General features: G+C 54.2%; 10 protein-coding genes. All 10 read left to right on the top strand.

The genetic code is table 11. From position 1 onward, the window contains the following. The first annotated feature begins 135 nt into the window (after positions 1-135). The 10 genes from H8693_RS03000 to H8693_RS02955 all read left to right on the top strand — a co-directional run bounded on the left by H8693_RS03000 (position 136) and on the right by H8693_RS02955 (position 11,300). Positions 136-1,560, top strand: coding sequence for an acyl-CoA carboxylase subunit beta (locus H8693_RS03000; RefSeq protein ID WP_249279729.1), 1,425 nt, complete (start codon positions 136-138; stop codon positions 1,558-1,560). Positions 1,561-1,575: 15 nt separating this feature from the next. Then, a complete protein-coding gene (locus tag H8693_RS02995; protein ID WP_249279728.1) occupies positions 1,576-2,001 on the top strand; it encodes an OadG family transporter subunit in 426 nt (141 codons plus the stop codon). A 40-nt stretch (positions 2,002-2,041) separates the two neighbouring features. Then, complete coding sequence (locus H8693_RS02990) at positions 2,042-2,437, top strand: biotin/lipoyl-containing protein (protein ID WP_249279727.1); 396 nt, start codon at positions 2,042-2,044, stop codon at positions 2,435-2,437. Positions 2,438-2,486: 49 nt separating this feature from the next. Continuing rightward, positions 2,487-3,650: a sodium ion-translocating decarboxylase subunit beta gene (locus H8693_RS02985; protein ID WP_249279726.1), complete on the top strand. Its 1,164-nt coding sequence runs from the start codon at positions 2,487-2,489 to the stop codon at positions 3,648-3,650. Positions 3,651-3,690: 40 nt separating this feature from the next. Next, positions 3,691-5,088, top strand: coding sequence for an oxaloacetate decarboxylase subunit alpha (locus H8693_RS02980; RefSeq protein WP_249279725.1), 1,398 nt, complete (start codon positions 3,691-3,693; stop codon positions 5,086-5,088). A 65-nt stretch (positions 5,089-5,153) separates the two neighbouring features. Further along, positions 5,154-5,924, top strand: a complete 771-nt coding sequence (gene surE, locus H8693_RS02975) for a 5'/3'-nucleotidase SurE (protein WP_249279724.1) — start codon at positions 5,154-5,156, stop codon at positions 5,922-5,924. Between the two features lie 125 nt (positions 5,925-6,049). Next, positions 6,050-6,943, top strand: coding sequence for a MurR/RpiR family transcriptional regulator (locus H8693_RS02970; protein ID WP_178621373.1), 894 nt, complete (start codon positions 6,050-6,052; stop codon positions 6,941-6,943). Positions 6,944-6,946: 3 nt separating this feature from the next. Beyond that, entirely contained in the window at positions 6,947-8,188 is a 1,242-nt protein-coding gene (locus H8693_RS02965; protein ID WP_330605692.1) for a BaiN/RdsA family NAD(P)/FAD-dependent oxidoreductase, read from the top strand. 300 nt (positions 8,189-8,488) lie between these two features. Beyond that, positions 8,489-10,030, top strand: coding sequence for a ribonuclease Y (rny, locus tag H8693_RS02960; protein ID WP_249279723.1), 1,542 nt, complete (start codon positions 8,489-8,491; stop codon positions 10,028-10,030). A gap of 250 nt (positions 10,031-10,280) precedes the next feature. Beyond that, positions 10,281-11,300: a deoxyguanosinetriphosphate triphosphohydrolase gene (locus H8693_RS02955; RefSeq protein ID WP_330605691.1), complete on the top strand. Its 1,020-nt coding sequence runs from the start codon at positions 10,281-10,283 to the stop codon at positions 11,298-11,300. The last annotated feature ends 6 nt before the right edge of the window (positions 11,301-11,306 follow it).

The raw sequence follows: 11,306 nt of genomic DNA, 5'->3' as shown, positions 1-11,306 counted from the left end.
ATGGGAAAAAAGTCAAAAAATAATATGTGAAAAAGAAGGAAATAGGTACCAAACGTAGAATTACGAATATAGGGTAGAATTGTTTTATTCAAATATTTTCAAATACTCAATTCATAAATTATGGAGGACTAGCTTATGAGCGAATTCAGCAAGAAGCAGGCAGAAGAGCAGCACAAGCTCGGCAAGCTGACGGCGGAAGAACGAATCGGGAAAATTGTCGACACGGGCAGTTTTGTTGAGATCGACAAGTATCTTGAGCGTTCCAATGCAGTGTTGGGCTATCCGGATGTATGTGCGCCGGGAGAGGGCGTTGTCGCCGGATGGGCGACCATTGAAGGCCGCCCGGTGTATCTTTTTGCCCAGGATTACACCGTATTAAAAGGATCTCTTGGCGCGGCGCACGCGGCAAAGATCACAAAGGTTATGGACATGGCGGCCAAAGCCGGCCTGCCGGTCATCTGCGTCTGGGATTCGGACGGAGCCCGGGTGCAGGAAGGAGCTGCGGCTCTTGGCGCTTATGCCTCCATCATGAAGAAGCTGACGGATATCTCCGGCGTTGTCCCCACGATTTCTATTGCGGCGGGCGGCATGCTGGGATGTGCGGCGATTTTTGCAGCGCTCACGGATTTCACCATCGCGGTGGAGAAAATTTCTGCGGTGAGCCTGGTAAGCCCCATGGTTCTGGCTTCCACGGCGGGCATCGACGTGAACGAGGATGCCATCTGCGGAGCGAAGATACAGTCTGAAGAGACGGGCATTGCCCAGTTTGCCTGCGCCAGCGAGGAACAGGCGGTGGATACGCTCAAAGACCTGCTGCGGTATCTGCCCTCCAACAACCTGGAAGAGTCTCCCTATGAGATCGTGGAAGACGACGCTGCCCGGGCCACCGTGGCAGACGGCAGCGACGCCCGCGCCCTCATCCGGGATATTGCGGATAACAACGAATTCCTGGAAGTGGCAGCGGACTATAGCGACGATATGATCACCGGATTTATTACTTTGAATGGATATACGGCGGGTGTGATCGCCAATGCACCGGGAAAAACCATTTCTTTCCGGGCCTGCCGCAAAGCCTCCCGCTTCATCAGCCTGCTGGATGCCTATGACATCCCCATGGTTACGCTGGTGAATAATGAGGGAGTGGAAGTCAGCCTGGAGGGCGCGCAGCACTGCCAGATTCGGACGTTTGCCAAGCTGGTCAGCGCTTATGCTGAATCCGGCGCTCCCATGGTCAGCGTGATCACGGGCAAGGCTGTGGGCGAAGGGTATATCGCCATGGGCAACAAGAACTGCGGCGCAGATATCGTCTATGCCTATCCTACGGCGGAAATTTCCTGCCTGGAAGCGGAAGCCGGCAGCATCATCCTGTTTGACACCAAGGCGAAGGCGGCGGAATACAAAGAAAAATTTGCAAGCCCCTTGGCGGCGGCGCAGCAGGGTCTTGTGGACGACATCATCGAGCCTGCGGATACGCGCCTGATGCTGATTAAAGCGATTGAAATGGCTTCCAATAAGAGAGAACAGAAGTTGCCGAAAAAACACAGCATACTGCCGCTGTAGGTTTGGAGGTAGAACATGAATGTTTTAGATAAGATATTGTTTGGCTTGGAGGTTACCCTCATAGGCCTGGTGGTTGTATTCCTGGTTTTGATAATTCTAATCTATATTATCAAGCTGCTGGGAGTCATTGCCGGAAAGATCGAGAAGGCCGGTGAGGCCAGGGAAGTGCGAAAAGCAGCCAGACTGGCGGAGAAGAAAGAAGCCGAAGCAAAGGCACCCGCGCCCCGGAAGGAAGCGCCGAAACCGGCCGCTCCGGTGCAGCAGGCGCAGCCTGCGGCCCCCGCGGATGACGCAGAACTTATCGCAGTTTTGAGCGCGGCGTGTGCCGCTATGATGGGAACCAGCGCCTCCAGGGTGCGGATCTCTTCCTATAAGAAGACCAATACCCGCTCTATCTGGGCAACAGCCGGGCGGCGGGAACAGATTGCCAGCCGTTTTTAACCGGCAGAAACAGTAAAAAATTTTTTGGAGGATAGAAACAATGCGTAAATTCATGATAAATGTCAATGGGAATTCTTATGAAGTAGAAGTGGAAGAAATCGGCGGGGCTGTTTCTGCCGCTCCGGCCGCTCCCGTTGCTGCTGCTCCGGCTCCCGCTGCTCCTGCTGCTCCTGCGGCGAAGCCCGCCGCTCCGGCTCCGGCCGCTCCCGCGGCGCCTGCGGCTGGCGAAAAGGTGAACTGCCCCATGCCCGGAAATATCCTGGATGTCCGCGTAAATGTCGGCGATGAGGTAAAAGAGGGCGATATCCTGATGATCCTGGAAGCAATGAAGATGGAAAACGAAATTTTGGCTCCCTGCGCGGGCAAGGTGGCTACGGTTGCCGTGGCCAAAGGCGCGACTGTAAATTCCGGTGACCTTCTTGTGGTGATTGGCTAAATCATGATGTGCCGGCTTTCTGCCGGCAAAATGAAAAAGGAGGTACAAAATGGATATAGGTCAAACTTTTGTGAAATTCCTGCAGGATACCGGGTTTGCCACCATTTCCTGGCAGCAGGCAGTCATGCTGGTAATTTCCTGCATTCTCTTGTATTTGGCCATCGTGAAGCAATATGAGCCGCTTCTGCTGCTCCCCATTGCTTTCGGCATGCTGCTGGCAAACCTGCCGGGAGCGAATCTGGCCGTGCAATACAGCAATATGGAACAATTTGGAGAGCTGGTGCAAAGTGGCCAGGCGAACATGATTGATATACTCTATCTGGGCGTAAAGCTGGGGGTTTATCCGCCGCTGATCTTTATGGGCGTGGGAGCTATGACCGACTTTGGCCCCTTGATCGCCAATCCCAAGAGCCTGATTCTGGGCGCGGCAGCGCAGCTGGGCATTTTCATGGCCTTTATTTTGGCGTTGCTTCTGGGCTTCACCAACCAGCAGGCGGCTTCCATCGGTATCATCGGCGGCGCCGACGGCCCGACGGCTATCTTCCTGACCAGTAAGCTGGCTCCCGAGCTTTTGGGGCCGATTGCCGTGGCGGCGTATTCCTACATGGCGCTGGTTCCCATTATCCAGCCGCCGATTATGAAGCTATGCACCAGCAAGAAGGATCGAATGATCGTGATGGGGCAGCTGCGGCCCGTGGGCCGCAAAGAGAAGATCATCTTCCCCATTGCGGTTACCATTTTCGTTTCCCTGATGCTGCCTTCTGCGGGCGTGCTTGTGGGTATGCTCATGCTGGGCAACCTGATGCGGGAGAGCGGCGTTGTAGAGCGAATCAACAAGACGGCCCAAAACGAGCTTTTGAACATTATAACGATCTTCCTGGGCATCAGCGTCGGCGCGACGGCCAACGGGGCGACTTTCTTAAATCCCCAGACGCTGTATATCATTGTTCTGGGCCTCATCGCATTCTCCTTCGGAACCTTCGGCGGCGTCATCCTTGGAAACATCATGTGCAAGCTCTCCAAGGGCAAAATCAATCCGCTCATCGGTTCGGCCGGCGTTTCCGCTGTTCCTATGGCGGCGCGTGTTTCCCAGAAGGTTGGCCAGGCGGATAATCCGCGCAACTTCCTGCTCATGCATGCCATGGGCCCCAACGTTGCCGGCGTTATCGGTTCGGCTGTGGCGGCAGGCATCCTGCTTTCCATGTTTGGCTGAGTTTAGCCAGAAAATTATTTAAAATAAGGAGGCTCATTTTATGGGTAAGGTATATATTACGGATACGATCCTTCGGGATGCGCATCAATCCCAGGCCGCCACGCGGATGCGGACGGATGAAATGCTGGAAGCGGCAAAGATCCTGGATGGTGCGGGATATTGGTCTCTGGAATGCTGGGGCGGCGCCACCTTTGACGCCTGCATGCGTTTCCTGAACGAGGATCCGTGGGAACGGCTGCGCAAGCTGAAAAAAGCGGCTCCCAACACCAAGCTGCAGATGCTGCTCCGCGGCCAGAACCTTTTGGGATATAAGCACTATGCTGACGACGTAGTGGATCTGTTCGTGAAAAAGGCGATTGAAAACGGCATCGACGTGATCCGCATTTTTGACGCCCTCAACGATACGCGCAACATGAAGGCGGCCATTGACGCCACCAACAAATACGGCGGCTGGTGCGAAGCGGCGCTTTCCTATACGACAAGCCCGGTGCACAGCTTGGAATACTTCGCCAACCTGGGCAAAGAGCTGGAGGATATGGGCGCCAAATCCATTTGCATCAAGGATATGGCCAACCTGCTGCTGCCCTATGACGCTTATAAGCTCGTCAAGAGCATGAAGGAAAAGATCAGCGTTCCGATTCATATCCATACGCATAATACCAGCGGCACGGGAGATATGACCTATTTGAAGGCCATTGAAGCCGGGGCGGATATCGTGGACTGCGCGCTGTCTCCTCTGGCTAACGGCACGTCCCAGCCCTGCACGGAATCTCTGGTGGCGACGCTGCAAGGCACGGAATATGACACGGGCATTGATCTTGGCAAGCTGACCGAAGCGGCTAAAATCATGCGGCCGGTGGCCGACCGCTTGAAAAAGGACGGCTTTCTGGATGCCAAGGTTCTGGGCGTGGACATTAACACGCTGCTCTATCAGGTTCCGGGTGGCATGCTCTCCAACCTGATCAGCCAGCTGAAGAATGCCAACGCTTCGGAAAAGCTCACGGAAGTGCTGGAAGAGGTTCCGCGTGTCCGCAAGGAATTCGGCTATCCGCCGCTGGTTACCCCCACAAGCCAGATCGTCGGCACTCAGGCCGTTCTGAATGTCCTGTCCGGCGAGCGGTATAAAATGGTAACCAAGGAATCCAAAGCCCTGCTGCGCGGCGAATATGGCCGCCTGCCCGGCGAAGTGGATCCGGATATCCGCAAGAAGTGCATTGGCGACGATCCCGTGATCGATCATCGTCCGGCGGACGATATTCCCCCGGAACTGCCCAAATACCGCGAAGAGCTGAAAGACGTGATGGAGCAGGAAGAGGACATTCTCTCCTATGCCATGTTCCCGCAGGTGGCTCCCAAGTTCTTTGAATACAGAAGAGCCCAGAAATACAAGGTGGACGCGGGCAAGCTGGACAGTGAAAACCGGATCCATCCCGTTTGATGACAATGGAAAAAGGGAAACCCACGCGGGCTTCCCTTTTTTATAGGAGAAACTGAAAAAAAGCTATGAATATTTTACTGGTAAACGATGACGGAATCGCCTGTGAAGGGATTTTGAGCCTGGTACGGGCCCTTTCGCCGCAGCATAATCTCACGGTGGTGTCGCCGGAAAGCGAGCGGAGCGGATTTTCCCATTCTCTCACTATCCATACGCCGGTTACCGTGGAAAAACGCAGGCTGGCGGAATTCCCTCAGGTTGCAGCCTATGCCGTTTCCGGGACGCCGGCAGACTGCGTTAAGCTGGGTGTGCGTGTGCTCTGCGGACAAAAGCCGGATCTTCTGATTTCGGGCATCAACAACGGGGAAAATATCGGGACGGATATCGCCTATTCCGGGACATGCAATGCGGCTCTGGAGGGAGCCATGCTGGGCGTCCGATCCATTGCCATAAGTCTGGAATACGCGGGGCACGCCATGCACTATGGCCCCTGCGCGGAATTTATGGCGGGGTTTTTGGAGGGGATTGGAGACGCGGCCTGGCCGGTTCGGGGAATCCTGAACATCAATTACCCGGATGCGGATACCAAGAAGGTTCGCGGTGTGCGTCTGGCGACGATTTCCGATCTGGATTACGACGAGGGATATACGCTGCAAAGCGAGGCGGACGGAAAAGCCGTCTATCAGCTCTATGGCCGCCTGCGCGCAACGCAGGACGCCGGGAGCGACGAATACCTGCTCCGGGAGGGCTATATAACGATTACGCCCATTGGATATGACTGCCTGCTGGCCAGGCATATGGACCGGCTGCGGGAGATGTTTCAAGCAGATTTTGCATGATGGAAAAATAGAAATTGCATTTTGCAGGAAATATGCTATAATAAAAAGCGCGAAGGGCAACAATGCCGCCGCGCTTTTTCTTTTGGCGGGAAGGCGGGCCCAGCCCTTTGAAAGGAGAGAACCGCATGGAAAATATGGATTTAATTGAACATATTCAGCAGAAATTTCCCAGGATGAGCAAGGGGCAAAAGGCCATTGCGACGTTTATCATGGAGAATTACGATAAGGCCGCCTTTATGACGGCCGGAGCCCTGGGCCGGACGGTGGGGGTCAGTGAATCGACGGTGGTTCGCTTTGCCTGCGTTTTGGGCTATGAGGGCTATCCCAAGCTGCAAAAGCATTTGCAGGAGATCATCAAGAATAAGCTGACAACCGTGCAGCGGCTCAACCTGATGGAAGGCCTGGAAGCGGATAAGATTATTGATACCGTTTTAAAAATGGAGATCAACAACCTGAAGACGACACGGCAGGATCTGGACATCAACATGTTCAAAAATGTGGTGGACGATCTGGTGAAAGCGCGGCGGATCTTTGTCATCGGCTTCCGCAGCAGTGCCCCGCTGGCGCAGTTTCTGGTGTATTATCTGAGCTATATTTTTGAAAGCCCCCAGCTCATCACGCTGGGAACCTCGGATATTTATGCTCAGCTGGTGCACGTCTGCCATGAAGATGTGGTCATCGGCATGGGATTTCCCCGGTATTCCAACCAGACGGTGGAGGGTCTCCGGTTCGCCAAGCGGCGGGGTGCCAAGATTGTCACCATTACGGACAATAAAATTTCGCCTCTCTATGAGCTGGCGGACAACTGCATTCTGACCAAAAGCGATATGAATTCCTTTGTGGATTCCCTTGTGGCGCCCCTGAGCATCATCAACGCTCTCATCATCATGGCGGGGCTGGCACGCAAGGACTATCTGGTGGAGAATTTCAGCGTGATGGAGCAGGTTTGGCGGGAGAAAAACGTCTATGCCAAGCATGACTTTGATTTCATGCATAAGGACCAGCAGGGAGGAGAATAAGCCGTGCGGGCAGCAGTGATTGGCGGCGGGGCCGCCGGGATGCTGGCGGCTTATGCCGCGGCAAGACAGGGCGCGCGGGTCACGGTTTTTGAAAAGAACGAGAAGCTGGGCAAAAAGCTGTTTATCACGGGAAAAGGCCGGTGCAACCTGACCAACGACTGCGAAACGGAGGATTTTTTTGCCAATATACCCGGAAACGGGAAATTTCTCTATAGCGCCCTGTATTCCTTTACTAACCGGCAGATGGTGGCCTTATTGGAGGAAAACGGCTGTCCCACCAAGGTGGAACGGGGCGGGCGGGTGTTTCCCGCCAGCGATAAATCCAGCGATGTTATCCGCACTTTAGAGCGTATTTTGGCGCGGCACCATGTGCGGATCTGCCTTCACACGCCGGTGGAGGCGGTTTGGGCGGAAGACGGCGCGGTTTTGGGCGTTGTGGCTGGGGGAAAGCGGCAGCCCTTTGACGCCGTGATCCTAACAGCCGGAGGGGCCTCCTATCCCCGCACGGGAAGCACCGGGGATGGATACCGCATGGCGCAGGAGCTGGGGCACATGGTCACGCCGCTGCATCCCTCCCTTGTGCCCATGACCATCCGGGAACAGGAGGTCTGCCGCCGTCTCACGGGGCTTTCCCTGAAAAATGTCCGGGTCACCTTTCTGGAAAAGGGAAAGGAAAAATTCAGTGAGCTGGGAGAAATGCTGTTCACCCATTTCGGCGTTTCCGGGCCGCTCATTCTTTCGGCCAGCGCCCATGTGAAGGATTATGGTTTTGCAGACGCGAAAATCTGCATTGATCTGAAGCCCGGCCTTTCGCCGCAGCAGTTGGATGCGCGCATCCTCCGGGATTTTTCCGCGGCGCAGAATAAGCAGCTGCATAACGCCCTCATGGGCCTGTTTCCCCATAAGCTGGTGGATGAAGTCATCGCCATGGCAGGGCTTGCGCCCGGGCAGGCAGTTCATGACATTACCCGGGAGGAACGGGCGCGGCTGGCGGAAACCACCAAAGCGTTTCCCCTGACAGTTCAGGGCCTGCGGGGGATGGAAGAGGCGATTATCACCCGGGGCGGCGTCAGCGTCCGGGAGGTGAATCCTTCCACCATGGAGAGCCGCAGAATTGCAGGACTGTTTTTTGCCGGCGAAGTTTTGGATCTGGATGCGTATACCGGCGGATTTAATTTGCAGATTGCTTTTTCCACGGGTTATCTGGCGGGGGAGAGCTGCGTTCTGGGAAGACAAAAAGCATGAAGGAGCGGCAAGTCTCCCGGGATGATTTCCTGGGCCCTTGCGGGACGCAGGGCGCTCCGGGAGAAGCGGAATGGGCGGGGAGATTTTTCGGATAGGACAACAGGCGGGAGGGCCGGCGGAAAAAGACGCGGGATGCCGCTTTTCTCTCCCGGCTGGATTGACAAATGCCGGAAAAACCTTTACAATAAGTTTGATATATCCTATACAAAACCAGTATACATATATCCTGATTTGGAAATGAGAAATAACAAAGGCAGGCCGAAGAGGGTTCTGCCGGCAGAAGGAGGTGCAACAAGGAGAGTGGACGTAATATGGGCTATCATCGCGGGTGTCGTGTGTCTGGCTCTGGGCTTGGGCCTGGGATACCTGTACCGCAGAAACGTTGCGGAAAAGAAGATAGGCCGTGCGGAAGATACCGTTGGAAAGCTGATTGAGGATGCGCAGAAGCGCGCCGAGGCAATCCGCAAGGAAACGGTTCTGGAAGCAAAGGAAGAGGTCCATAAACTAAGAAACGATTTTGACAAGGAATCTAAAGAGAGACGTAATGAACAAATGCGGCTGGAGAGACGGCTTCTGGCAAGAGAGGAAGCCCTCGATAAAAAGGCCGACGCTATGGAGCAGAAGGAAGACTCGCTCAATAAGCGGTTAAAAGAGGTTTCCAAAACCAAAGAAGATATTCAGGAATTATATAAAAAAGAGGTTGAACAACTCGAAAAAATTGCTGATATGTCTACCGACCAGGCGAAAGGCCTGTTGCTGGAACGGGTGGAGCAGGAGGCACGCCATGACATGGCGATCATGCTGCGCGATGTGGAGGCAAAGGCAAAGGATGAGGCCGAAAAGAAGGCCCGCAACATCCTTTCCCTGGCGATTCAGAGATGTGCTGCGGATCATGTGGCAGAGACGACCATTTCCGTTGTCCCGCTGCCCAATGACGAAATGAAGGGGAGAATCATCGGCAGAGAGGGCCGCAATATCCGGGCTCTTGAAACCGCTACGGGTATAGATCTCATCATTGACGATACGCCGGAGGCAGTGATCCTTTCCGGCTTTGATCCCGTCCGCAGGGAAGTGGCAAGGATTGCCCTGGAAAAACTGATTATCGACGGGAGAATCCATCCTGCCCGCATTGAAGAAATGGTGAGCAAGGCGCAGAAGGAAGTGGATAACCAGATCCGCGAGGCCGGTGAAGCGGCTGTGTTCGATGTGGGCATTCATTCCCTGCATCCCGAGCTGGTGAAGCTCCTGGGAAGACTGCGCTACCGCACCAGTTATGGGCAGAATGTGCTGAAGCATTCTCTGGAAGTCGCCCATCTGGCCTATATCATGGCTGTGGAAATCGGCGCCGATGCGAAGATTGCCAAGCGCGCCGGATTGCTCCATGATATCGGCAAGGCGGTGGACCATGAAGTGGAAGGCCCGCATATCCAAATCGGTGCGGATCTGGCCACAAAATATAAGGAAAAACCGGAAATCGTCCATGCGATTGCAGCACACCATGGCGATATCGAAGCAAAAACCGTGGAGGCTGTCCTTGTTCAGGCAGCGGACGCCGTTTCTGCCGCACGTCCGGGTGCGAGAAAAGAATCTCTTGATAACTATGTAAAACGTCTGGAAGCTTTAGAGGAAATTGCAAATTCGTTCAAAGGTGTCGAAAAGTCTTATGCGATTCAGGCCGGCAGAGAGGTGCGCATCATCGTAAAACCCGAAGATGTGGACGATGTCGGGACGGCGCTCATGGCCAGAGACATTGTGAAGAAAATCGAAAAGGATCTCGACTACCCGGGACAGATCAAGGTCAACGTTATCCGGGAGACACGGTCGGTCGATTACGCGAAGTAATCAAAAGGAGGAAAAGCCCCTCCTATGGAAGAATTCCCATGCGCAACAGCGCATGGGAATTTTATTTTCCTGGAAATTTTCGGAGCAGAAGAAATGCAGCGAAGGCAAAAAAGACGGAATTGCCTTGGGAGCCGGGAAAAACATCCTGCTGGAGAATGCAAGGAGCGGGAGAAAAACTTTTGTCGGAAAGAAGGATTTTCTTGCAATGTGTCAAAATATATAAGTATCTAACAAAAGCGGAGGGATGGCGATGATCCGGGAACGGCTGTATCAGCAGGAAGAAGAAACCCTTTCCCCCTTTGCCATGCTCTGCAAAAATACCCGGGGCCGGGAAATTCCCATTGAGGAGAGCGAGATCCGCACCGAATATATGCGGGACCGGGATCGGATTGTGCACTGCAAATCCTTTCGGCGGCTCAAGGATAAGACCCAGGTATTCATCAATCCTGCGGGCAGCCATTACCGGACACGCCTGACCCATACGCTGGAGGTTTCCCAGATCTCGCGCACCATTGCCCGGGCATTGATGCTCAATGAGGATCTGACAGAGGCCATCGCTCTTGGGCATGATCTGGGCCATACGCCCTTTGGGCATGCGGGCGAGCGGGCAATCGCGCATTTTTTGAAAAACTGCTCGGAGGCGCAGGGCATGACGTTTTCCCATAATGTCCAGAGCCTGCGGATTGTGGAAAAGCTGGAAAATGGAAAGGGGCTCAACCTGACCTTTGAGGTGCGGGATGGGATCCTGAACCATAAAAAGAATATGAAGCCGTGTACCCTAGAGGGGATGGCGGTGAATTTTGCGGATCGGATCGCCTATCTGAACCACGATATCGACGACGCACTGCGGGCGCATATCATCCGGCAGGAGGATCTGCCCCGGGAATGTATCAAAATCCTGGGAGATACCCACAGCCGGAGGATCAACACCATGATTCTGGATATTGTGGAACAGAGCATGGACAGGGATCATCTGGCCATGAGCCGGGAAGTGGGCGAGGCGACGGATCTGCTGCGCAATTTTATGTTTGAAGAAGTCTATGTGGAAAGCGCAGCAAAGCTGGAAGAAAAAAAGGTGCAGGATGTGATTGACCTGCTCTTTTCCTATTATATGAAGCATCCCGACGAAATCCCGGCGGCAGACCGCCGGCGGATGGAAGAGGATGGGCGGATTGTCTGCATTATGGACTATATCGCTGGAATGACGGATAAATTCGCTGTAATGAAGTTTCAGGAGCTGTTCGTTCCCCATAGCTGGACTATGCTGTAAGGGAGA

The sequence above is a fragment of the Guopingia tenuis genome (genome assembly GCF_014384805.1).
GTDB classification, from domain to species: Bacteria; Bacillota; Clostridia; order Christensenellales; family Christensenellaceae; genus Guopingia; species Guopingia tenuis.
The sequence above is the reverse complement of the archived record's forward strand: the minus strand, read 5'-3'. Positions and strand labels throughout refer to the sequence as shown.

Bases quoted from the DNA above. Each gene is read 5' to 3' on its own strand.
- surE (WP_249279724.1), top strand. From the start codon at position 5,154: ATGAATATTTTACTGGTAAACGATGACGGAATCGCCTGTGAAGGGATT.
- H8693_RS02955 (WP_330605691.1), top strand. From the start codon at position 10,281: ATGATCCGGGAACGGCTGTATCAGCAGGAAGAAGAAACCCTTTCCCCC.
- H8693_RS02990 (WP_249279727.1), top strand. From the start codon at position 2,042: ATGCGTAAATTCATGATAAATGTCAATGGGAATTCTTATGAAGTAGAA.
- H8693_RS02995 (WP_249279728.1), top strand. From the start codon at position 1,576: ATGAATGTTTTAGATAAGATATTGTTTGGCTTGGAGGTTACCCTCATA.
- H8693_RS03000 (WP_249279729.1), top strand. From the start codon at position 136: ATGAGCGAATTCAGCAAGAAGCAGGCAGAAGAGCAGCACAAGCTCGGC.
- H8693_RS02985 (WP_249279726.1), top strand. From the start codon at position 2,487: ATGGATATAGGTCAAACTTTTGTGAAATTCCTGCAGGATACCGGGTTT.
- H8693_RS02980 (WP_249279725.1), top strand. From the start codon at position 3,691: ATGGGTAAGGTATATATTACGGATACGATCCTTCGGGATGCGCATCAA.
- H8693_RS02970 (WP_178621373.1), top strand. From the start codon at position 6,050: ATGGAAAATATGGATTTAATTGAACATATTCAGCAGAAATTTCCCAGG.